21 protein-coding genes and 1 pseudogene are annotated in these 20,308 nt (G+C 62.4%); 16 read left to right on the top strand and 6 right to left on the bottom strand.

Annotation, left to right across the window (positions count from 1 at the left end; genetic code table 11):
* The first annotated feature begins 118 nt into the window (after positions 1 to 118).
* Together OKW20_RS12125 and OKW20_RS12130 are read left to right on the top strand one after the other, a co-directional pair.
* On the top strand, positions 119 to 397 hold the full coding sequence (locus OKW20_RS12125) for a hypothetical protein (RefSeq protein WP_034788099.1): 279 nt from the start codon (positions 119 to 121) through the stop codon (positions 395 to 397).
* Between the two features lie 302 nt (positions 398 to 699).
* Entirely contained in the window at positions 700 to 2,256 is a 1,557-nt protein-coding gene (locus tag OKW20_RS12130; RefSeq protein WP_429172478.1) for a caspase family protein, read from the top strand.
* Positions 2,257 to 2,296: 40 nt separating this feature from the next.
* Here OKW20_RS12130 and OKW20_RS12135 read toward each other — a convergent pair whose 3' ends face one another.
* Entirely contained in the window at positions 2,297 to 3,058 is a 762-nt protein-coding gene (locus OKW20_RS12135; protein ID WP_429172479.1) for a hypothetical protein, read from the bottom strand.
* A 174-nt stretch (positions 3,059 to 3,232) separates the two neighbouring features.
* Here OKW20_RS12135 and OKW20_RS12140 point away from each other — a divergent pair, with 174 nt between their 5' ends.
* Positions 3,233 to 3,994, top strand: coding sequence for an MBL fold metallo-hydrolase (locus tag OKW20_RS12140; RefSeq protein WP_429172481.1), 762 nt, complete (start codon positions 3,233 to 3,235; stop codon positions 3,992 to 3,994).
* Positions 3,995 to 4,158: 164 nt separating this feature from the next.
* A complete protein-coding gene (locus OKW20_RS12145; protein WP_429172483.1) occupies positions 4,159 to 5,916 on the top strand; it encodes an adenylate/guanylate cyclase domain-containing protein in 1,758 nt (585 codons plus the stop codon).
* Between the two features lie 42 nt (positions 5,917 to 5,958).
* Here OKW20_RS12145 and OKW20_RS12150 read toward each other — a convergent pair whose 3' ends face one another.
* The gene (locus OKW20_RS12150; protein WP_043619738.1) at positions 5,959 to 7,368 is read right to left on the bottom strand and encodes an adenylate/guanylate cyclase domain-containing protein; all 1,410 of its coding nucleotides are present in this window, start codon (positions 7,366 to 7,368) and stop codon (positions 5,959 to 5,961) included.
* A 175-nt stretch (positions 7,369 to 7,543) separates the two neighbouring features.
* Here OKW20_RS12150 and OKW20_RS12155 point away from each other — a divergent pair, with 175 nt between their 5' ends.
* The 7 genes from OKW20_RS12155 (at position 7,544) to OKW20_RS12185 (ending at position 14,440) form a co-directional block, all read left to right on the top strand.
* Positions 7,544 to 8,896 carry a DUF1214 domain-containing protein gene (locus OKW20_RS12155; protein ID WP_429172485.1) on the top strand — a complete coding sequence of 451 codons (1,353 nt, stop codon included), beginning with the start codon at positions 7,544 to 7,546 and terminating at the stop codon, positions 8,894 to 8,896.
* An 85-nt stretch (positions 8,897 to 8,981) separates the two neighbouring features.
* On the top strand, positions 8,982 to 9,392 hold the full coding sequence (locus OKW20_RS12160) for a GFA family protein (RefSeq protein ID WP_429113851.1): 411 nt from the start codon (positions 8,982 to 8,984) through the stop codon (positions 9,390 to 9,392).
* Positions 9,393 to 9,532: 140 nt separating this feature from the next.
* A complete protein-coding gene (locus OKW20_RS12165) occupies positions 9,533 to 10,600 on the top strand; it encodes a cyclic nucleotide-gated ion channel (protein WP_429172487.1) in 1,068 nt (355 codons plus the stop codon).
* Positions 10,601 to 10,785: 185 nt separating this feature from the next.
* A complete protein-coding gene (locus OKW20_RS12170; RefSeq protein ID WP_402318181.1) occupies positions 10,786 to 11,619 on the top strand; it encodes a response regulator in 834 nt (277 codons plus the stop codon).
* A 292-nt stretch (positions 11,620 to 11,911) separates the two neighbouring features.
* Complete coding sequence (locus tag OKW20_RS12175) at positions 11,912 to 13,204, top strand: diguanylate cyclase (RefSeq protein WP_429172488.1); 1,293 nt, start codon at positions 11,912 to 11,914, stop codon at positions 13,202 to 13,204.
* Between the two features lie 122 nt (positions 13,205 to 13,326).
* Positions 13,327 to 13,803 (top strand): VOC family protein, encoded by a 477-nt coding sequence (locus tag OKW20_RS12180; RefSeq protein ID WP_429172489.1) that lies wholly within the window; start codon positions 13,327 to 13,329, stop codon positions 13,801 to 13,803.
* A 223-nt stretch (positions 13,804 to 14,026) separates the two neighbouring features.
* Entirely contained in the window at positions 14,027 to 14,440 is a 414-nt protein-coding gene (locus OKW20_RS12185) for a DUF805 domain-containing protein (RefSeq protein WP_429172491.1), read from the top strand.
* Positions 14,441 to 14,465: 25 nt separating this feature from the next.
* Here OKW20_RS12185 and OKW20_RS12190 read toward each other — a convergent pair whose 3' ends face one another.
* Both OKW20_RS12190 and OKW20_RS12195 read right to left on the bottom strand, forming a co-directional pair.
* On the bottom strand, positions 14,466 to 15,065 hold the full coding sequence (locus OKW20_RS12190; RefSeq protein WP_043619746.1) for a YdeI/OmpD-associated family protein: 600 nt from the start codon (positions 15,063 to 15,065) through the stop codon (positions 14,466 to 14,468).
* Positions 15,066 to 15,215: 150 nt separating this feature from the next.
* Positions 15,216 to 16,220 carry a GlxA family transcriptional regulator gene (locus OKW20_RS12195; protein WP_034788530.1) on the bottom strand — a complete coding sequence of 335 codons (1,005 nt, stop codon included), beginning with the start codon at positions 16,218 to 16,220 and terminating at the stop codon, positions 15,216 to 15,218.
* A gap of 464 nt (positions 16,221 to 16,684) precedes the next feature.
* Between OKW20_RS12195 and OKW20_RS12200 the strand changes: the two genes are divergently transcribed.
* Positions 16,685 to 16,894 (top strand): hypothetical protein, encoded by a 210-nt coding sequence (locus OKW20_RS12200; protein ID WP_429172493.1) that lies wholly within the window; start codon positions 16,685 to 16,687, stop codon positions 16,892 to 16,894.
* A 113-nt stretch (positions 16,895 to 17,007) separates the two neighbouring features.
* Here OKW20_RS12200 and OKW20_RS12205 read toward each other — a convergent pair whose 3' ends face one another.
* Positions 17,008 to 17,211: a hypothetical protein gene (locus tag OKW20_RS12205; protein ID WP_043619754.1), complete on the bottom strand. Its 204-nt coding sequence runs from the start codon at positions 17,209 to 17,211 to the stop codon at positions 17,008 to 17,010.
* A 99-nt stretch (positions 17,212 to 17,310) separates the two neighbouring features.
* The gene (locus OKW20_RS12210) at positions 17,311 to 17,589 is read right to left on the bottom strand and encodes a hypothetical protein (protein WP_429172495.1); all 279 of its coding nucleotides are present in this window, start codon (positions 17,587 to 17,589) and stop codon (positions 17,311 to 17,313) included.
* Between the two features lie 112 nt (positions 17,590 to 17,701).
* Here OKW20_RS12210 and OKW20_RS12215 point away from each other — a divergent pair, with 112 nt between their 5' ends.
* The 4 genes and pseudogenes from OKW20_RS12215 to OKW20_RS12230 form a co-directional block, all read left to right on the top strand.
* On the top strand, positions 17,702 to 18,592 hold the full coding sequence (locus OKW20_RS12215) for a LysR substrate-binding domain-containing protein (RefSeq protein ID WP_043619755.1): 891 nt from the start codon (positions 17,702 to 17,704) through the stop codon (positions 18,590 to 18,592).
* Between the two features lie 83 nt (positions 18,593 to 18,675).
* Positions 18,676 to 19,320 (top strand): VIT1/CCC1 transporter family protein, encoded by a 645-nt coding sequence (locus tag OKW20_RS12220; protein ID WP_429172497.1) that lies wholly within the window; start codon positions 18,676 to 18,678, stop codon positions 19,318 to 19,320.
* A 208-nt stretch (positions 19,321 to 19,528) separates the two neighbouring features.
* On the top strand, positions 19,529 to 20,020 hold the full coding sequence (locus OKW20_RS12225) for a hypothetical protein (protein WP_429172500.1): 492 nt from the start codon (positions 19,529 to 19,531) through the stop codon (positions 20,018 to 20,020).
* A gap of 25 nt (positions 20,021 to 20,045) precedes the next feature.
* Positions 20,046 to 20,243: pseudogene (locus OKW20_RS12230) on the top strand (hypothetical protein); the annotation flags it as partial.
* Between the last annotated feature and the right edge of the window lie 65 nt (positions 20,244 to 20,308).

The raw sequence follows: 20,308 nt of genomic DNA on the forward strand, positions 1-20,308 counted from the left end.
CAATTCTTCTGGTGACCGACTACGCTGGTCATCGGCTGAAGAGGTGGCCGGCGCAGCGTCGCGAACCGACGGGGCGGCCGGCTCGGCAAGAGGGCGGCGCGTCTGGCGTCGATGGGCGATGAAGAAATTTGTGATTGCTTTGCTTTCCGGTTTGCTGATGGCCGGCGCGCCGATGGCCGGTGCTGCCAGTGCCGCGACTGTCACGAACAAGGACAGCGAGACCGCCGTTCTGATCGTCGTCGAGGGCGAAAGCCGTGTGGAAGTGGCGATCGCATCCGGAGCGACTGAAATGATCTGCCCGAGCGGCTGTTTCGTCACTGCGCCGAGTGGTGACCGCATTGGCCTGCAGGGCGACGAAAACGTCGAGATCGTCAACGGCAACGTCGTCGTCAAGTAACCTTCCATTCCGCTCAAGCGGTGCGACAGGCGCGCCGCTGACCGGCGGCTCCATCCTTCATTCGACATTTGCGCAGCGCCGTTGCTGACGGCGCCCGAAAGCCCTTGCGAGCGATCGCGGCGGCCCATGCTAATCCCAAGGGATGGGCGAGGGCGGCGACCGCCTCACTCCTTCGGGCGGGCATAGGCCCGTCAAAGCTGCCGGACACCCTCCTTGCATTGACAGGCCGCATTGCCGGTAGCACGCTTGGGCGTCGGGGCTGACGCGTGGTCGCGATCATCCGCGAATTGTCGGGGGGAGCCATGCCATTCCTTCGCATCGCCTTGTCCGTTCTGCTGGTGCTTTTCGCATCGGAGGCGCTGGCCGAAAAGCGCGTGGCGCTGGTCATCGGCAATTCCGCCTATCAGCATGTGGCCACCTTGCCCAATCCCGGCAACGACGCACACGACATGGCGGCAAAGCTCGAAGGTCTGGGCTTCGAGGTGGTGACCGGTGCGGATCTCGACCTTGCCGGGGTGCGTCGCGCGGTGCGCGACTTCGTCGGCCGGCTCGACGGCGCGGATCTCGCCTTGTTCTTCTATGCCGGCCACGGCCTGCAGGTGAACGGCGAAAACTACCTTGCCCCGGTCGATGCGACGCTTGCTTCCTCGGTCGATCTCGAATTCGAGGCGGTGCCGATGAACCTGATCCTGTCGGCGATGGAGCGCAGCACGCGGGTCAACATTATCCTGCTCGACGCCTGCCGCGACAATCCTCTGGCGGTCAATCTCGCCCGTTCGATGGGCACGCGTTCCGCCTCGGTCGGCCGCGGCCTTGCCAAGGTCGGCACCGGCATCGGCACGCTGATCGCCTTTTCCACGCAACCCGGCAATGTCGCCCTTGACGGATCGGGGCGGAACTCGCCGTTCACATCGGCGCTGTTGAAACATCTCGGCCAGCCGGGTCGCGACATCACCCGCGAGCTGATCGACGTGCGCCGTGACGTGCTGGCGGCAACCGGCGGCAAGCAGGTGCCCTGGGACAATTCCTCGCTGACCGGCGAGGTGGTGCTGAAGCCGGCAATCGACGGCAAGCCAGCGCCGGCCGAGGCGCCCGCGACAGGGCAGGCGGCCGAGCTTGCCTATTGGGAAACGATCAAGGATGCGACGGACCGTGACCTCTTCGACGCCTATCTGCAGCAATATCCCGACGGTGCGTTCGTTTCGCTCGCCAAGGCGAAGATCAAGATCATCGAGCGGGCTTCAGCACCGTCATCCGAAGGCGTGCCCGGCGGAGCGGGTGGCCAGGCCGTGGCGGCCATCGATCCGGCGCTGGCTGCGCCCAATGCCGATGACACGACATTGGCCCGTTCCGTACAGGTCGAGCTCAACCGGCTTGGCTGTCGCGCCGGCAGCGAGGACGGGGTCTGGGGCGAAGGTAGTCGCAAGGCGCTCGAAGCCTTCTCCAAGTTCAGCAAGGTCAACCTAGCGACGCTCGAACCCTCCAGCGACGTGCTCGATCGGCTGAAGTCGGAGAAGGCGCGGATCTGCCCGCTTGCCTGCGGCCGCAACCAGGAGGCAAAAGACGGCCGCTGCGTCACGATCCAGCGCGAGGCGAAGCTGCCGCAGCCGAGCGAGACGCAAGGTACCATCAAGACACCGCAGAAAGACACCGGTACCCGTGCGATCAGCCCGCCGGCCGAACTGCAGAAGAAGAGTTTTTCGAGTTGCCCCGAGAGCGCGAACGTTGCCTTCCGGCAGATGTTCTCCCGCGGCTCGGGCCGAGGCCGGATGACGATTTCCGCCACCCACTCCTGCGGCCGCGCCTATGCCTGCCACCGCACGGCCAGAGGACAGCCCTGGGATTGCGGCTGGCGGTGAGGGGGGCAAGCGGGTGCAGCTGCAGCCGTCGCGGCTGAGGTCAGTTCCTGCGCCCGAAGTTCTTTCGTGATTTCGCCGCCATAGGATGTGGCTCGATCGGACCGCTATCCCGCTCGCGGCTCACATATACGAGATAAGCCGAAGCGGTGAGGAACATTGCAACGGGCAGCACCGGATAGAGGGTGATGGACTTGATGGGGATGAGGATCATTTGGACGATTGCTGCGAGACTCATTGATCCTAACAGCAGCATCGAAGCCAGACCGAGAAGATTGCACACTCCGACCACCATCAAGAAAACGAGCAGGGAGAACCACAGGCGATAGGCCCGGGCATGGCGCTCGTTGAGCAATCTGCGCCTTTCGCGCAGCAGTCCGAGGGTGATCAACGCGGCAATGGCGGCGATCAGCAGATAAGGGGCAAGGCCAATGCCAAGCATACGGCTCGCATAGAGCACGGCCGTATCGGCCATGGCTCCAAACGCACTGAAGGCGATGCCGACCGGAACATCCGAGAACGCAAGCAGAGCAACGTAGATACCGACAAATGGGGACATGCCGACCTGCTCGGCCCGCTCGCTGGCGATCATGGCGATGCAGCCGGCGAGGATCAGGTAGATGACCGGCAGTGCGTAGGCCGCAGCAAGAAACACGAAGATCGTTGTTTCCAGTGGGTCTGAGCTTTCCTGAAAGTGAGCGAACGCGCGAACTGCAAAGGGAAATACGAGCGTGACGCCAACGAGCGTGCCAATGCAGAGTATCGATTTTCTTGTGTAGCGCACGGTGTCGTTGGTATCGTTCACTCCGGCTCCCCTTCTATCGCAGAACGCCCGTATGTTTGTCGGTGGAACGTTAAAGTTTTGCTCACTCCGTGGTTGTGTTTCTCGCTTTGGCTGGACCACATTTCAGGGCTTGATTTCATCACGGCTTGCGCAAGGATCGCGGTCACTGCCGATTTCCGGCCAGGGAGGACACCCATGAAACTCCAGCTTATCCGCAACGCCACCCTCAAGCTCGAATATGGCGGCCATACCGTGCTCATCGATCCCTTTCTCGGGCCGAAGGACAGCCTGCCATCCTTTGCTGGTCGCGCGCCCAACCCTTTGGTCGAGCTGCCGTTCGACACCGATACTATCCTTGCCGGCGTCGAGCTCGTCATCATCTCGCATCTGCACGAGGACCATTTCGACGACACTGCCAAGCATCGCTTGCCCAAGGGGCTGCCGATCTTCTGTCAGCCGGGTGACGAGGAGGCGATCCGCGGGGCCGGTTTTCGCGACGTCACGCCGCTCCTCGGCAAGGCGCAGTGGCAGGGCCTGAAGCTTACCCGGCGCGACGGCAGCCACGGGCTTGGCCCTGTCGTTCAGGACATGGGGCCGGTCATGGGTTTCAGCCTCGAGGCCAAGGGCGAACCGACGGTCTACTGGGCCGGCGACACGGTGCTCTATCCGGCGATCGAAAAGACCATCCACGACACGAAGCCGGATGTGATCGTTACCCATTCCTGCGGCGCGCGCTGGGACGGCGCCCTGATCGTGATGGATGCGGCGCAGACGATCGCGGTCTGCGAGGCCTCCAAGAAGAGCATCGTGGTTGCGACCCACATGGAGGCGCTCGACCATGCGACGGTCAGCCGAGGCGACCTGCGCGCCGCCGCCAGCGCCCACGGCATCGCCTTGACCAGGCTGCTCATTCCGGATGATGGCGACGTGCTGACGTTGATACCGCCTGTCGTCTAGGGGCCGGCAGATCGCAGCAGGGCAAGCCTTCACACTGCGGGGCGCGCGCTATTGCTCGGCGGTGGCTGTCATCCGCTCTCGCTTGCCACTGGCATCTGTGAATATTCTAGAATTCGCGCATATTAGGCTCAGCGAAATCCTCCGCCGCAGGAGCGGTCACCGTTGTGGATCGAAAGCTCGCAGCCATCCTTGCGGCCGATGTCGCCGGCTTCAGTCGCCTCGCAGCGCTTGACGAAGAGAACACGCTTCGCGCGCTCGATCGGTGCCGGGGGCGGATTGCCGAATTGGTGGGTGACCATGGCGGCCGCATCTTCGGCAGTGCCGGCGATGGTCTCGTCGCCGAGTTTCCAAGCCCCGTTCAGGCGGTGCGCTGCGCGGTGGAAATCCAGCGCGGTCTTCTCGATGTGGAGGATATGCCCGCGGAACGCCGCCTGCAGTTTCGCATCGGCGTCAATCTCGGCGACATCGTCGTATCGGGAGACGATCTGCTCGGCGACGGGGTCAATATCGCCGCGCGCCTGCAGGAGATCGCCGCTCCGTCGGGCATCTGTATTTCCGGGGCGGTGCGTGAACATCTCGACGGCAAGGTGCCCTTCGCGCTGACCAGCCTTGGCGAGCGGACCTTGAAGAACATCCCCCGGCCCATTCTGGTTTTCCGGGTCGACTGGCAAGATGAGGTCGCTGTCGGGGGCGGCATCCTCGACGGGGTGCCGCCGGCCGGTCGCAGCAAGGACCAGCCGTCGCTTGTGGTCATGCCCTTCGACAATCTGAGCGGTCCGGGCGACGACTACTTCGTCGATGGTGTCGTGGAGGAAATCACCGCGGCGCTCTCGCGTGTCCGCGACTTCTTCGTCATCGCGCGCCAGTCCGCCTTCACCTACAAGGGGCGCTTCGTCGATGTGCGGGACGTCGGCAGCGAGCTCGGCGTCACCTATGTGGTCGAAGGCACCGTGCGACGCGGCGGCGACCGGCTGCGCATTTCCGTGCAACTGGTGGACGCCGAGACGCGGACCCAATCCTGGTCGGATCGCTACGAGGGCGCCATCGAGGATATTTTCGAGTTCCAGGATCGGATCGCCGCGCAGGTGGCTGGCGCCATCCACCCGGCCATCCGCGATGCCGAGATCGAGCTTGCCAGGCGCAAGCCGCCGGCCAGCCTGCGCGCCTATGATTTCGTCATGCGCGCCTTCCCCAATCTCTGGGGGCGCCGCAAGGAAACCAACAACCAGGCGATCGAACTGCTTCGGCAGGCGATCTTGGTCGATCCCGGCTACGGCCGTGCCCATGCGCTTTTGGCCTGGTGCCATGCCTCAAGCGCGTCCTATCTGTGGACCGACCAGCCGGAGCGCGAACTGGACCTGGCACGGGCGGCGATCGAAGGCGCGGGCGCGATCAGCGACGATCCGACGGCTTTGACTGCGGCTGGTGCGACAATGAGCATCTGCGGCGATCAGGAGCGTGCCGCCACCTTTATCGAAAAGGCGCTGGCGCTGGATCCGAACAATGCCTGGGCATGGGCGCGCCTCGGCTGGCTCGCGCTTTTCACCGACGATCCGGCGCGTGCGACGGAGCACTTCCGGCGTGGGATGACGCTGAGCCCGAGGGACCCGCTGGCATTCAACATGAGACTGGGGATGGCTTTTTCCATGGCGATGCAAGGGGCTCTCCCGCAAGCCATCGCGATAGCCCACGACGTCGTCAACACCTATCCCGATGTGACCTGGTCCTATCGCCACCTGGCGGCCTGGTCGGCGCTAGCAGGGGACATGGAGACCGCCCGATGGGCGGCGCAGAAGCTGCTGGCAGCGGAGGCTGGGTTCACGATCGAGCGGTATCGGGCGCTGCCCTGGTTTCAGAGGATACCGCAGTGGCGGGATCGGATGGCCGAGGGGCTGCGGCAATCCGGAGTGCCCGAACGCTGACCGCCGCTTGCGGGGATATGCGCGTTGCGTTTCCGGCAAGCTTCAGGGTATCGAAAAGATGCTGATCTCGTTGGTGATGCCGCGCAGCGCGACATTGTGCGATTGCGGATTGAGGCCACGATCGCTGAGCAGGCTTGAGGCGCGCGGATCGTCGAGCACCGAACCGGTCGCAAAGATTTCGCGCGAGCTGGCAAGGTGCTGGACCCGAGAGGCGATGTTGACCGTCTGGCCGAAATAGTCCTGCCGCTCATTGAGGCTGACGGCGATGCACGGTCCCTCATGGATGCCGATTTTCAAGAGCAGGTCTTCCGAGCCGCGGTCGTCGTTCAGCTTTCGCATGGCGTCGCGCATGCGCATGGCGGCGGCAACCGCCCGATCCGGCGTCGGGAAGGTGGCCATGACGGCGTCGCCGATCGTCTTGACGACTGCACCTGCTTCCGCCGCGACGATCTCGTTGACGACGCTGAAATGGGTCTTCACCAGATCGAAGGCGGCGAGGTCGCCGACCCGCTCGTAAAGCTCGGTCGAGCCGCGCAGGTCGGAGAACAGGAAAGTGAGGCTGGTGATCTTCAGCCGCTGGTCCACGTCGATCGTGTCGGTGCGGTAGATGTCGCGGAAGGTCTGGTTGGAGAGCAGCCGTTTGGCGGTCAGGAAAGGCCGGCGCCGGCCGAGAATGCCGTGCAGTGCGTCGTTGGCGATGCAAACCGAGGGCAGGGTGCGCACATCCGTGTGGTTTTCCACCTGGATACGCAGGGGACCGGGCTGCATGGTCAACGCTTCGTCGTGGCGATGGCCGCGATCGAAGACCAGCGACAGCGTGCGTCGCTCCTTGGTAGGCTCGCCCTTGACGTCGATGAACTGCGCGGCATGGGTCACCGGCTCGAAGATGATGATGAATTCCGCCGGCATCTGCAGCGAGATCACCGCCTTTTCGCCGGGCGGCAATTCCAGCGCCTCGATCATGAAGTCGTCGACCTGGGCCTCGTAGCCCTCTTCGGGCAGTTCAATGCCCGAGCCCCAGTAGATCTGGCGGAAATATTCGAGCGGCGGCAGTTCGTGCGGGCTGTGGGCCTCGATGTGGCGTATGCGCGGGTTCACGGTGAAGGTCACCTCCACCATCTCGTCCAGCGTCGGCTCATAGCCGGCGGCACAGAGCGAGCAGGTATAGGTGTCGCTCTGCACGGTCTTCAGCGAGGTGTTGGCATCGAGCACGCCGCCGCAGCCGGGACAAAGCACGTTCCACGAAAGCTCGAAAAGGCCGAGGCGGGAGGCATGCAGGAAGGCGGCGATCGCCTTTTCCTCGTCGAGCCCGTGTTCGGCGGCAAAGGCGAGTGCGTTGATGCGGCCGAGCTTGCGGTCCGGCGCTTCCCGGACAAATCGCTCCAATACGCCGGCGATTTCAGGCTGCACGGTCTGGCGCAGCATATCGAACAGAGGCTGAGCTTCACTCATGGTAGTATCTTATACCGAAATTCCGGCGCGGGGGAGAGGTTTGTCGTGGCGGTCGCGCGCCGCAAATCGGCATGAATTGGTTTTTGTAACCGTTACGTACTTCCTTCAACGCGGCGACTGCGGTCAACTCGAAGGAGATCGTCCGCGGTGTGGGGCAAACGCAATGAGGTTGCCAATGAACACTTTTTGCAAATGCCTGCTGGCGAGCGCGATTGCACTGTCGGTGCCGCTCTGCTCGGCTTCGCTGCCATCGGTGGCGCTGGCCCAGACCTCGGAAAAGGCCGTACCCGACGAAACGACGATCGAGGATGCCTACATCTATCTCCTTGGCCGGTTGCTGGTGATCCGTCAGGAACAGATGGATACCAAGGCAGAAGGTTTCGCCTGGAACTCCATCAAGTACAATCCCCTCGGATCGGCCGATTTCGTCAACCCGAACTTCGACGTCGCCTATCTTGAGGCCTGGTATACGACCGATGACGATGGCGGTGTGCTGCTCGAAGTGCCTGAAATCAAGGGGCGCTACTACACTGCCCAGATCCTCGACGAATGGGGCGAGGTCATCGTCAATATCAACGAACGAACCTTTCCATCGAAACCCTTCGGCAAGTTCGCGCTGGTGAAACCGGGTTCCGCCGTTGCTATCCCCGCCGATGCCGCCCGGATCGAGCTGCATTCGGCCAAGGCGAAGATGCTGGCCCGGGTCGAAATCAAGGGCGATCCGGAAGGAGCGCTGGCGCTGCAGAAAGAGTTCAAGGCGACGCCGCTCGGCGAGGTGACGCCCGCGCCAGCGCCAGCGATACCGAACTTCGACAACCAGAAGCTACTTGGTGCCGAAGCTTTCGGTAATGTGGACGCGATCCTTGGCAGCGCGCTCGACGTTTCGCCGATCGCCGCGCAAATGCAGCAGAAGGTTCGTTTCGTCGCGGCCTATGTCGCCAGCAATCCGCAAGCGCGTGCAGCCGTGGACAAGGTGCTTCGCGAAAAAATCGTGCCGGACTTCGTTCAGCACGGGATCGCCAGGACCGTCGAGGTCAAGAGTGGCTGGGGCGTCGGAACCCATATCGGCATCTACGGCTCGAACTTTCTCCAGCGAACCGTCACCAACTATGCCGGTATCTGGGGCAATTCCCCCGATGAGGTCGTCTACTTCTCGCTGGTGAGCGACGCGGCCGGTAAGCCGGTCAATGGATCCAACACCTACGTCATCCATTTCCCGGCCAACGACCTGCCGTCGGCTGTCGTCAACGCCTACTGGTCGGTGATCCTCGTCGGTGTGCCGGACTACCGAGTCGTGCCAAACGACCTCAAGCGGTACAATTTCAACAGCAATTCGAAGCTGGCAAACGAAGCCGATGGTTCACTCAAGATCGCCATTGGTCCGAAGCCGGTCAAGGGCGTGCCGGAAGCAAACTGGCTGCCTTCGCCGGAGGGAAAGCCGTTCTCGCTGACATTCCGTGCTTACGTGCCGAAGGATGTCGTGAAGCAGGGGCGCTGGGTGCCGCCGGTGGTCGAGGAGGTGCGGTGAGGCTTTCGGCACAGGTCGGTGTCGAAGGAACCGAACACACGTGCCGCCGTTTTCGTGATGCGTCAAAGCAGATCAGGTGGCCATCATGACCATTCTCTCGGGACAATGCCTTTGCGGACAGGTGCAGGTTTCGGTTCGCGGCGAGCCGCTGCGCGTCGGCATCTGTCACTGCATGGATTGCCGCAAGGAAAGCGGCTCGGCCTTCACCTTCTATGGCATCTGGCCGGCGGACCAGTTTGAATACACCGGCGAAATCTCGCAGTTCCAGGGGCGCTGCTTCTGTTCGCATTGCGGGTCGCGGGCGTTCTCGGCCGATGAACAGGAGGCGGAGGTTAAACTCGGGCTCCTGTCTCAAGCGCCCACGCCGTTGAAGCCGAGCTACGAGCTGTGGATCAAGCGCCGCGAGCCGTGGCTGAGACCGGTCGAGGGGGCCGAACAATTTGAGGAGGATCGCGTGCGTCGAGACGATGGCGATCCGGTCGGAACGCGCTTTTAGCGCGTGTGCCCTCCTCAATTCACCACTCTTAATTAAGCGTCGATTCAGAAATGGATTGTGCTTAAGATCAAGGCGTTACTGCGCGCTTGACATGTCCGGCCGAGGCATGGCCGGAAGGCGCGGGGCGCTTGGGGGAGTGAATGTCGGCACGGCCTTTCCTGAAAATCTCCGCGCCATTGAACGCGCTTGTCGCGGCGGTTGGGCTCGTCGCCGTTGCCGCGCTGACGGCGCGGGACCTCGATGCGACGGCGAAGCTGTCGCTGGAGTTTCTGCTGGCCGGTGTCTGGGCCATCTATGTCCTGCAACTGGTCGATACGGTCATCCGGCGTCGGGACGATCGCGGCCGCACGCCGGCACTTGTCATCGATCTTCTGGCCGTGGTGGTTCCTCTCGTCGGATTTCTGATCGCCGGCTCGCGTGACCAGAGCCTCTATTGTGGCATCTGGCTCTTGAAGCCTTTGCGTCACTTCACCTTCTTTCGCCTGCTCGGCCGGGTGGTGGCGCGCGCCGCGCCCAATCTCGTCGGCGTCACCTCGCTCTTCGGCATCGTGCTCTTCGGCGCATCGCTGGTCGCCTACCTGATCGAGCGCGACATCCAGCCGGACAAGTTCGGCAGCATTCCTCAGGCCATGTGGTGGGCGGTGGTGACGCTGTCGACCACCGGCTACGGCGACGAGATCCCGCAGACGCTGGCTGGCCGGGTGCTTGCGGGTCTGGTGATGATGAGCGGCATCGGCATCTTCGCGCTCTGGGCGGGCATCCTCGCCACCGGGTTTTTCGAGGAAGTGCGCCGGCAGGATTTCGTGCGCAACTGGCAACTGGTCGCGGCGGTGCCGCTATTCGAAAAGCTCGGCTCGGCCGCCTTCGTCGAGATCGTCAGGGCATTGCGTCCGCGGGTGGTGCCGGCGGGTAGCATCATCTGCCGCAAGGGTGAGCCGGGCGACCAGATGTACTTCATCGTCGAGGGGCGTGTGACGATCGCAACGCCGTCGCCGACGCCGGTCGAGCTCGGCCCTGGCAGCTTCTTCGGCGAGATGGCGCTGATATCGGGTGAGCCGCGCTCGGCCACCGTCACGGCCGCCACAGAGGTGTCGCTGCTGTCGCTCTATTCGGAGGATTTCCAGATGCTGTCGAGCAGCAATCCGGAGATCGCCGAGGTCATCCGCCGGACCGCCGAGACGCGGCGTGGACGAACCCCGGAGGCATGAGGAATGCAGGCGTCCGGAGCCGTTGGCGTCTCAAGCCTGCACGCCCATCTCATTAATTCGCCGGCCGCCCATTAACACCGAAGAAAGCCTTTCTCCTCTAGCATGGAGCCTGCAAGTTACAGCGACTAGGCGGGCATGAAGAACGCGCGGAGCTGTAGGGGGACACTCTTTTACATAGGCGTTCAATGTCATTTTTTGGCGTTTCCGGGATGTATTATTCCGGCGAATCCCTTGCCGAGCATCGCATCGTGCTCGCCGAGGACTCCAACCTCTTTTCCTCGATGGTCTCGAAGCGGCTGAAAGAGCTGTTCGACATCGATGTCATCGTCTGCCGCGACTATGACGATCTGCAGTTCGCCGTTGAAAACGCGACATTCCCGGCCTCGCTCGCCATCTCCAACATCAACCTGCCGGGGGCGGAAAACGGCGAGGCACTCAACTACCTGATCGAAATGAGCGTGCCGACGGTCGTCTTTACCGGCTCGTTCCAGGAATCGACGCGCGAGAAGATTCTCGCCAAGGAGATCGTCGACTACGTCATCAAGGACAGCGTCTTTGCCGTCGACATGCTGGCGGAATCGGTCTGCCGGTTCCTCACCAACCACAAGCACCATGTGCTGATCGTCGACGACAGCCCGACGGCACGTGCGCTGCTGACGACGCAGCTCAAGCGCTACAACTTCCGCACCAGCTCGGCCGAAAACGGCGCGATGGCGCTGGAGCTTCTGAAGAACAATCCGGATATCGGCCTCGTCATCACCGACTACAACATGCCCGATATCGATGGCTTCGAGCTGACGCGGCGCATCCGCGGTTCCTACGGGCCGCACCAGCTGCGCATCATCGGCGTTTCGTCGTCGACCAACCGGCTTCTGTCGGCGCGGTTCCTCAAAGCCGGCGGCAACGACTTCGTCGTTCGCCCCTTCGTCAACGAGGAGTTCTACTGCCGCGTCAACCAGAACCTGGACACGTTGACGAAGATCCGCACACTCAGTGAAAAAGTTAGGGTTCCTGCTTAACCATCAAAACAAGAAGGGCGAAAACCCCTTAGAATTATTGGGCACGTGCATCAAAAATGCCGCGCACAGGTTGCCGTATTAACGAAATTGCAATCCGATCGGTCTTCAATCCGCCGCAGCAGGAGCGGGGAACCCGGTCACACGGATCACGCCGGCCGAAAGGCCAGGCGTGGCAAGTGGCCGGGTTGAAGATATCGGGAGCCAGCGTCACCCCTTGAGGGAAGCACGCCTGCGGCTCGAGAGGGGTTGCAGGGACGTGAGATTGCGCCGCACGCCAGGCCGGGTGAATTCTGTGCAAAAGCACAGCGACAAGCGCATGCTGCTTGTCGAGGACTCCCGGATGTTCGCGACGGCGCTGAAGTACGGGCTCGAATCCGTCCACGGCATTCGCGTTACCCATTGCAGCTCGCTGGCGGCGCTGAAGGAAGCGCTGGAACTGGCGCCTGACAGTTTCTCTCTCGCCGTTCTCGATCTCAATCTTCCGGATGCGCCCAATTGCGAGGCGCTCGAATTCATCCTCGACAACCAGGTTCCGGCCGTCGTCTTCACCGCGGCCTTCAACGACCATACGCGCGAGGAGATCCTCAGGCGCGGCGCGCTCGATTGCGTCATCAAGCACCAGCCGGAATCGATCAATCTTCTGATCGGCGCCGTCGACCGGGCGTTGACCAACGGCAAGACGACGGTGCTGCTTGCCGATTCCGATTCTGCCTCACGCAGCGAACTGGCCGGCATCTTGAGGCGGCAGCGGATTTCCGTCTGCGAGGTCGCGTCCGCCGCCGATGCGCTGCAGGTGCTCGATAGCGGCGAAGCCGTCGATCTCGTCGTCACCGACCTTGATCTCTCCGACATGTCCGGTGCGGCGCTGCTTGCCGAGGTGGAGCGGCGGCGGGGCGATGGTGCGGTGCCGGTCATCGGCCTCTCCGACAGCGGCGACCGGCGCGCCGGCGCGCGCTTCCTGGAAGCAGGCGGTACGGATTTCATCCAGAAGCCCTTCCTCGAAGCGGAGTTCAACGGCCGCATTGCGCAGGCCGCCGGCGTGCAGAAGCGGCTGCAGACGCTGCAGCGGCAGGCGGCCAGCGACTATCTCACCGACCTCTACAATCGCCGCCACTTTTTCGTGGCGGGTCCGCGGGTGGTCGAGCAGTGCCTCAGGCGCGGCGAACCGACGGCGATCGCCGTGCTCGACATCGATCATTTCAAACGCCTCAACGACACCTATGGCCACGAGATCGGCGACATCGTGCTGAAGCATGTGGCCAAGCGTCTGTCCGCGCTTGTCGGCGAGGATCATCTGCTTGCCCGCCTCGGCGGCGAGGAGTTCGGCATTCTCTTCAACGGCTGCGACGTGCGGCGCGCCTTCGCCTTTTGCGACGCGCTGAGGCTCGAACTCGCAAAATCCCGCATCGTCGCCGACGACGAGGAACTGACGATCACGGTCTCGATCGGACTTGCCACAATCGAAAGCTCCGAGGCCTTCGAAAACTACCTGCACGCCGCAGACCAGTTTCTCTACATGGCCAAGCATGCCGGCCGGAACCGGGTGATTTCCGAACTGGCGCTGCTCGACGCGCTGGCGTCGTAAACTGCCGGGCAAGCCGGCGGGCCCACCTTCAGAAATAAAGATCTGCCACTTGTCGGCTTGGAACGAAGTCGATCGTCCTTCGGTTACCGCACATGATCAGGCGGCACGAGGAGGACCAAATCATGACCAATGTCGTTTCAAATCTCTGGTTTGCGAAGGAGGCGCGTCAAGCGGTCGACTTCTACATTTCGCTCGTTCCCAATTCGGCGATCATCCGCGTCACGACCTTGCCGGCGGAAAGCCCGAGCGGGCCGCCCGGCAGCGTGACGACCATCGAGTTCACGCTCGGCAATCAGGAATTCCTGGCGCTGGAAGCCGGGCCGCTCGATCCGTTCAACCATGCATTCTCGATCATGATCCAGTGCGATACCCAGGAGGAGATCGACCGGATCTGGAAAGCGATCAGCGAAAACGGCGGACAGATCGAACAATGCGGCTGGATCCGCGACCGCTGGGGGCTGTGCTGGCAGATCGTGCCACGGGTGCTCGGCGACATGGTCGCCCATTCCGACCGTGCGCGCGCCAAGCGCGTGACGGAAGCGATGCTCGGCATGATCAAGCTCGACATCGCCGAACTGGAGCGGGCGTTCCACGGCTAGGGTCACGCGCGTTTACGGGCAGGTCGTCACGCGGAGGCAGCGGAGAGCGAGGCGTCTCACGGATTTCAGACTGCAACTGCAAGGCGGCTTGCCCGCGCAATCATGAGGCGCTTTCTGCCGCGATGAAATCTAGACGTTTATTGACTGACCTTCTATATGCAGGTCGGGGCCAACGAGCGCGGGGCGCGCTTGGATTCGGATAGGCCGGTAGGGAGGGGACGACGTGAATTCACAAACCTTTACGAGCGGCGATGGCCGCATCGGACGCCAGACCTGGTGGTTGGCGCAGATTGCCGTCTGGATTGCGACGGCGGCGGCGGTGTTTGCCGGCGGGGCGTTGTTGGCGCTTTCGGGCGTAGATAACTATGCGCCGGGCTTCAGCCTCATGCACTTGCTCGTTTTCGTCATCCTCATCGCAAACCTCTATTTCAGCTTCACCGTCAACACCAAGCGCTGGCACGACCATGGTCGTTCCGGGTGGTGGAACCTTGCGCTTTTCGTTCCGATCGTCGGGCCGCTGCTCGGCCTCGTGATGCTGGGTTTCCTTCCGGGCGAAGAGGACGCCAATCGCTTCGGCCCGCCGGCCACCGGCAATACCGGAGGAGCAGCTCAGGCCTTCGGTCGCGCCGGCCAGTGATGCGAGCACGGCGCAGGCGCCCCGGTTATTTCCGCCTCTGCGGATAGATCGTTTCGCCGCGTTTCAGCATCTCGACGAAGGTCTCGATCTTCTTCCGGCGGCCGGCCTCGGTCTTCATGTTGTGGGTGCGGAAGGCGAGCGCGAAGCGGTTTTGGGCGCTGAGTCTGGCGAGCATTTCTTTCGCCTCGGGCTCGGCGTCGATCGCGGCCTGCAGGTCTTCGGGGATCTGCATGTCCTTGCCGCTCGCATAGGCGCGGTCCCAGCGGCCGTCGGCCTTGGCGGCATCGACCTGTTTCAGGCCATGCTCGGTCATGCGGCCTTCGGCAATCAGGCGGGCGACATTGTCGACGTTGATCTGGCTCCAGATGCTCTTCTTGCCGCGCGGCGAATAGCGTTGCAGGAAGCTTTTTTCATCGAGCCCCTTGCGCACGCCGTCGATCCACCCCCAGCACAGCACGGCGTCGATCGCTTCCTTTGGCGTGATCGAGGCGAGGCCGGATGAGACCTTGTGGGTCTGGATCCACACTTCGGTCTCGCTCTGGTGGTGGGCGGCGAGCCACTCGTAGAAGCTCTGGAAGTCCTTGAATTCGTGAACCTTGGCGGGATCGATCTCCACGGGGGCCATTGTTCGGTGTGCTCCTCGCTCTCCTGAAACGCTGACCATTCAATCCAAAACAACGGCGCGTGCAAGCGCCAGGACGGCACAAGCGGAGAGTGTCACCAACGAAAAAGGGCGGAGAAGCTCCGCCCTTGTCTGGTCCGTCTGATCTGCCGCTTATCGCGCCATCTGCAGCGTCAGCTTACGGTCGGCGCGCTCCTGCTGCGGCGACCGATTGTAGAGTTCGCGATAACACTTGGAGAAGTGCGAGGCGGAGACGAAGCCGCAGGCAACGGCCACTTCGACCACCGGCATCGACGACTGGATCAAGAGGTGCCTTGCGCGATCGAGGCGGATTTCGAGATAGTAGCGGGCAGGCGAGCGGCCCATCTCCTGCCGGAACAGCCGCTCGATCTGGCGGCGCGACAGATCGGCGCCCTCGGCGATTTCGAGCAGCGACAGCGGTTCGGCGAGGTTTGCCTCCATCAGTTCGATGATCGACAGCACCTTGGCGTTCTGCACGCCGAGACGGGCGCGCAGCGGCAGGCGCTGGCGGTCATGCGGCCCGCGCACGCGGTCGGTCAGCGCCTGTTCGCAGACGCGGTTGACGAGGCTTTCGCCGAAGTCCTGGTCGATCAGGTTCAGCATCATGTCGAGCGAGGCGGTACCGCCGGCGCAGGTGTAGATGTTGCTGTCGATCTCGTAGAGGTCGGCATAGACGTCGACCTGCGGGAAGCTTTCGGAAAAGCCCGGCAGGTTTTCCCAGTGGATGGCGCAGCGCTTGCCGGTCAGAAGACCGGCCGAAGCCAGCACATGGGCGCCGGTACAGAGGCTGCCGACGGCCACGCCGCGGTTATAAACCTCGCGAAGCCAGGCATTGACCGACTTGTTGTTGAAGTCCTCGACATAGATGCCGGAACAGACCAGCACCATCGAGGGGCGGTTTTCGCCGCCGAGAAACTTGCGCTCGTCGGCGAGCGACGAATTGACCTCGAGGGCGATGCCGCTCGACGACAGGACCTTCTCGCCGTCCGACGAAGCGAGGCGCCAGGAATAGGCCTCGTAGCCGAGCATGCGGTTGGCGATGCGGAGCGTTTCGATCGCCGCCGAAAAGGGCAGCATGGAAAAGTTCGGCACCAGGAAGAAGACGAGAGAACGCTTTTTGGTCAGTGGCTTGTTCATGAGGCTTCCCATGCTTGGCGATGCGGGTATATTCGTCGCTTGGAAGATACTCTTCGGCTTGTCTGTTTGCGACATTCGCATGGATAGCAGCGACCGCAAAGAGATTTCGCATTGCGACATCGCGCGGTGAAAGGCGGCTCGGCCCCGCTTTCAGGCTTTTGTAAGGAAAGCGACAGTTTTTACAGCGCTGTTGACGCTATCGGACAAGAACTGCCAGAGATACGCAACATCTGCAAAGCGCGCGCAATGGTTGTGTTTGCCGATTGCGACTCTTTTCGCGGATACTGCGGGTGTCGGTAAGAGACAAGTCGCACGGCGATGGCAGAAGATGGCGTGGAGCCGGCAGTGCCGCGATCGGTTGCAGGAAATCTCAGGAGCGGTCTTGCGGGCAGATCACGCCTTTGGGGGAGTGCATTTCTACACTACATGCAAGGTTGCGGGCACATCGGAGAGGGTAATTTTGCATGAGTGACGACAGGGCGACCGCCACCCGCCTATTATCGCTGGCCCAGATCCTGTGGACGGTTTTGATCACTTTGGCGACGATCGCCCTCGGCGCCTATATCGGCTGGCAGGGACACGGCATCGTCGGCGCGCTGGCGCTCGGATTTGTGGGACTGGTCGCCGGTTGGTTCCTCAGTTCGTCATCTCTTCTCTTGCAACTGCTGCCTTAAGCGGTCGTCCTTGTGCGCGAACGGCGGAGCCAAGCCCATAACGAAAAGGGCACCGCCATTCCCGGCGATGCCCCTCTAATCCGTGATGCTCAGAAAGAGAGCTCACACTGCGTTCATTGCTCGGTCTTATGCACCGCATCGTCCACCGACGGGAAGCCGATGTCCTTCAGCGTGTCATAGGACAGGTTTTCGAGAGCCCGTTCCTGGCGATGACGCTTCCACGCTGCCCAGGCACGAACCTGCAGATTGAAGAGACCCGGAAGGGACGAGTGGGAGGATGCCCGTTCCGAGGCCGATGAAAGATGAGTGTTCGACATTTCATGGCTCCTTCTGAGTGTCTCAGCAGGTCGCGACCATGATGATATTTATGGCCTAACCTGACTTATCATTCCAACGAATATGTTTGATGCCTTCCATCAAACATGGTGATTGATTAGCGGGTCCGCAAACATCACGTCGTCACGGACTCTCTGGGGCAGTTTGGCGAGTTCGCGCCGGGCTTCCACCCGATTCCGCGCGATCTGTTTTTCGCGTCGTTGCCGTGCAACACCGTCGAGGACGGCGATCATCTGGTTGAGGGCGTTGAGGACCATGTCGTTGCTCCTGCTACGCTCCTTTTTTACCACTGCCTGCGGCAGGCAGCTGTTACGGAGGGAACTCTTCGAAGCGGCGATAACATGGGCTGCGGTGGACATGCGTTTCTCCTTCCTGCGTCGTCCTTGAGCTTGACTATCGGTCATCGCTGATGTTCAATCAAACGAAATGAAGTGAAGCTTTCTTTCAGTTTTTTTGAATGAGGTTGACGCCATGAACATGCTGATGCGCCATGCGCTTCCGCTTCTCGAAATGGACGTGCTGAAGACTTTCATCGCGATTGCCGAGACCGGCAACTTCACCACTGCCGCCGAAACCGTCTACCGCACGCCGTCGGCTGTCTCGATGCAGATCAAGAAACTCGAGGAAATGCTCGGCTGCACGCTGTTCCTGCGCGACGCGCGCTCGGTCACCTTGACGCCCAAGGGCGAGCTGCTGCTCGGCTTTGCCCGCCGGCTCCTCTCGCTCAACAACGAAACGGTGTCGCGCTTCCTGCTGCCGGACATGAACGGCGTCGTGCGCGTCGGCGCGCCCGAGGACGTGGGTGAGCGCATCCTGCCCGAGGTGCTGAAGCGTTTCGCCGAATCCTACCCGAACGTCACGGTCGACGTGTCGATCGGCATGAGCAACGCCATGCGCAAGAAGGTCGACGAGCACCGGCTCGACATCGCCATCTTCAACAGCCTGACGGAGGGCGTGCCGAGGAACGGTGAAATCCTGATGCAGGAGAAGCTGGTCTGGGCCGGCGCCAAGTGCGGCAGCGCGCACCTGAAGGATCCGCTGCCGGTGTCGATGTGGGAGGACGGCTGCGTCTGGCGTGCCGATGCGGTGGAAAAGCTGGCGCGTGCCGGCCGCAAGTTCCGCATCGCCTTCCTCAGCGCCTATACCACCGGGCAGCGCGCCGCCGTGCTTGCCGGTCTCGCGATCGCGCCGCTGCCGCGTTACCTCGTCCAGGGGGAAATGGTGCAGCTTGGCGAGCGCGACGGCCTGCCGGATCTCGGCCACTACAATATCGGCCTGCAGGTGATCTCGGATGCACCGGCGCCGGTACTGGCGGTCGCCGACCATGTGCGCGACGCCTTCGCCGATCTGCAGGTCCAGTAAGGGGAGGTATCGCGGTTGCGCGCTTCCCGGTCGCTGCCCGCCGCCTCCTTGTCGTCCCGGTCACGTTCAGAGAGTGCCCGGGTATGAGCGAGCGGTCGCGCATTCTCGATCCGATCGATCGCCTGTCGGAGATCATCTTCGGGCTCCTGATGGCGCTGTCCTTCACGGGAACGATGAGTTCGGTTGCGGGCGGCGAGGGCGGGGTCAATGCCGTGCTTGTCGCCGCCCTCGGCTGCAACATCGCCTGGGGCATCGTCGATGGCGTCATGTATGTGCTGACGACGGTGGTGGAGCGCGTGCGACGGCGCGGTTTTCTCGATCGGCTCAGGCATGAGCGGCTCGATCGCGCCCGCGAACTGTTTCTCGAAAGCCTGCCCGACGATGTGCGCCGCGTCTCTTCGTCCAAGGAAACGGAAGCGCTGCTTGTCCGGGTGAGGGCGCTTTCACCCGATCCCAGGCACAGGGTCTTGACCGCGCGCGACCTGAAGGCTGCCGTCGCGATCTTCCTGCTCGTCGTCGCCTCGACCCTGCCGCCAAGCATTCCGTTCCTGCTGACGGACAATGTGGCGCTCGCCATGCGCGCCTCCAACGCCATCGCGCGCGCCATGCTCTTCGTCATCGGCGCGCGCCTTGGCCGTTACATGGGCCGCAGCCCCTGGCCGATGGCCCTCGCGATGGCGGCGATTGGCGCGGTGTTGGTGGCCGTGACGATCGCGCTTGGAGGGTAGCTTCAAGCGGTCCGCAGCCTCGGGCCCAAGAGACCTCGCCGGATCACAGTGGCTCCTTTGCTTTTCTGACCAGCCTGTAGGGTTCCTTCCCATCGGGACTGCCACATGAAGCTTGCTCACATCAACTTGGTCGCCCGTAACGCGGACGCGCTCGCTGCGTTCTACGTGACCGTTCTGAAATGCCAGCCTCTTCGCGATCGGGAGAAAAGTGGGGAAAGGCAACGGGCTTGCGAACTGCGAGATCTATTCGATCTGGCTCAAATTCCCCGCACTCGACCGCCCCTTCCTGGAGATACACCAGCACAAGGTCATGCATGATCGCGGCGAGCCAAGGGTGAACGAGCCCGGCTTTGGGCACCTGTCGTTCCATATGGACGACATTCGCGTGCTGTCGGAGATCATTCACGCCGGCGGAAGCCAGATTGGCGACATCACATACTTCGGGACACAGGATCAGCCGTACCTCATCGCCTACGCACGCAACCCTGAAGGTAATATTCTCGAGCTCGAGCAGGCCGGGGACGGGTTGCGCAGCTGGCTGTCCCAGAAAGAAGCGGCTATGCCGTCTCAGGTGAGTGCGGCCCATGCCCGGCCGCCTCCGACGCCGCATTTTGCAAAGCGGTCGCGACGCTCCTATCCATGCCACCCATTCATGAAGGCGTTTTTCCTCCCAATAGGGTCAGGCCGACGAATGTGGTAAGCGCCAGCCACGCAGCAACGGGAGTATGACCGTGAGCGAACCGACCGTAGCCGAGGCAACAAACCGCATTTATGAATCGCTCAACGCTGCCGACATCGACCTGCATATCGCCAGCCTCAAGGCAGCTCTGGCGCGGGCGAGTCTGAAAGAAGCGGTCTTCGATCGGGCCAAGCTCGTGCAGAACAACCGTTCCGGCCGGAAACTGATGCGGGCCTATTTTCGGCTGAGTAAAAGTCTTCGCATGACGCCAGCCGACGCTAACGTGACGGCTGACTTCATCACTCGCGC

Source organism: Ensifer sp. LBL (assembly GCF_050435225.1).
GTDB lineage: Bacteria > Pseudomonadota > Alphaproteobacteria > Rhizobiales > Rhizobiaceae > Ensifer.

Excerpts from the sequence above, each read along its gene's own strand:
- OKW20_RS12125 (WP_034788099.1), top strand. The coding sequence starts at position 119 with ATGAAGAAATTTGTGATTGCTTTGCTTTCCGGTTTGCTGATGGCCGGC.
- OKW20_RS12130 (WP_429172478.1), top strand. The coding sequence starts at position 700 with ATGCCATTCCTTCGCATCGCCTTGTCCGTTCTGCTGGTGCTTTTCGCA.
- OKW20_RS12140 (WP_429172481.1), top strand. The coding sequence starts at position 3,233 with ATGAAACTCCAGCTTATCCGCAACGCCACCCTCAAGCTCGAATATGGC.
- OKW20_RS12150 (WP_043619738.1), bottom strand. The coding sequence starts at position 7,368 with ATGAGTGAAGCTCAGCCTCTGTTCGATATGCTGCGCCAGACCGTGCAG.
- OKW20_RS12155 (WP_429172485.1), top strand. The coding sequence starts at position 7,544 with ATGAACACTTTTTGCAAATGCCTGCTGGCGAGCGCGATTGCACTGTCG.
- OKW20_RS12160 (WP_429113851.1), top strand. The coding sequence starts at position 8,982 with ATGACCATTCTCTCGGGACAATGCCTTTGCGGACAGGTGCAGGTTTCG.
- OKW20_RS12165 (WP_429172487.1), top strand. The coding sequence starts at position 9,533 with ATGTCGGCACGGCCTTTCCTGAAAATCTCCGCGCCATTGAACGCGCTT.
- OKW20_RS12170 (WP_402318181.1), top strand. The coding sequence starts at position 10,786 with ATGTCATTTTTTGGCGTTTCCGGGATGTATTATTCCGGCGAATCCCTT.
- OKW20_RS12180 (WP_429172489.1), top strand. The coding sequence starts at position 13,327 with ATGACCAATGTCGTTTCAAATCTCTGGTTTGCGAAGGAGGCGCGTCAA.
- OKW20_RS12190 (WP_043619746.1), bottom strand. The coding sequence starts at position 15,065 with ATGGCCCCCGTGGAGATCGATCCCGCCAAGGTTCACGAATTCAAGGAC.
- OKW20_RS12195 (WP_034788530.1), bottom strand. The coding sequence starts at position 16,220 with ATGAACAAGCCACTGACCAAAAAGCGTTCTCTCGTCTTCTTCCTGGTG.
- OKW20_RS12200 (WP_429172493.1), top strand. The coding sequence starts at position 16,685 with ATGAGTGACGACAGGGCGACCGCCACCCGCCTATTATCGCTGGCCCAG.
- OKW20_RS12205 (WP_043619754.1), bottom strand. The coding sequence starts at position 17,211 with ATGTCGAACACTCATCTTTCATCGGCCTCGGAACGGGCATCCTCCCAC.
- OKW20_RS12210 (WP_429172495.1), bottom strand. The coding sequence starts at position 17,589 with ATGTCCACCGCAGCCCATGTTATCGCCGCTTCGAAGAGTTCCCTCCGT.
- OKW20_RS12215 (WP_043619755.1), top strand. The coding sequence starts at position 17,702 with ATGAACATGCTGATGCGCCATGCGCTTCCGCTTCTCGAAATGGACGTG.
- OKW20_RS12220 (WP_429172497.1), top strand. The coding sequence starts at position 18,676 with ATGAGCGAGCGGTCGCGCATTCTCGATCCGATCGATCGCCTGTCGGAG.